The sequence below is a fragment of the Rhizobacter sp. P3_B12 genome (genome assembly GCF_056402895.1).
In genome coordinates, this window is record NZ_JBFUGN010001748.1 from 1 (window position 1) to 570 (window position 570).

Here is a 570-nt window from a genome sequence, read left to right on the forward strand (position 1 = left end):
CGCCTACCCGGGCGTGGTGGCCACCGAGATCCGCCGCCGCGGCTACGACGCCAGCGGCCGGGCCGCCGGCCGCAGCGGGCTGGACGAATCGGCGGCGATGCCGGTCGAGACCTGCGCGCGGCTGATCATCGAAGGCGCCGAGGCGCGCCGGCGCGACGTCGTGATGACGGCGCAGGGCAAGCTCGGCCGCTGGCTGAAGCTGGTCGCGCCGCGGCTGATCGACCGGCTGGCGCTGARGGCGCTGAGCCAGCACGCCCGGCCGCAATGAGTGCGACGCTGAGCCCGCATGGCGGCCCTGCCCCCTCGGCCTGGGTGCAGCGCTGGTCGCACCTGATCGCGCCGGGCGCGCGCGTGCTCGACGTGGCCTGCGGCAGCGGCCGCCATGTGCGCTGGTTCGCCGGCCGGGGCTGCCACGTGACCGCGCTCGACCGCGATGCGGCCGCCACCGAAGCGCTGCACCCGATCGCCGACGTGGTGCTGGCCGACATCGAGGCCGGCCCGTGGCCGCTGCCCGAGCGCCATTTCGACGCCGTGGTCGTCACCAACTACCTGTGGCGCCCGCTGCTGCCC

At 76.3% G+C, this 570-nt stretch carries 1 protein-coding gene and 1 pseudogene; both read left to right on the forward strand.

The window, feature by feature from the left end; all coding sequences use genetic code 11:
* Window positions 1-268: pseudogene (locus tag AC1D01_RS38020) on the forward strand (SDR family oxidoreductase); the annotation flags it as partial.
* Window positions 265-570, forward strand: a 306-nt coding sequence (locus AC1D01_RS38025; RefSeq protein WP_477875168.1) for a class I SAM-dependent methyltransferase, incomplete at its 3' end; no start/stop codon positions are given. The pseudogene AC1D01_RS38020 and the gene AC1D01_RS38025, both read left to right, overlap by 4 nt.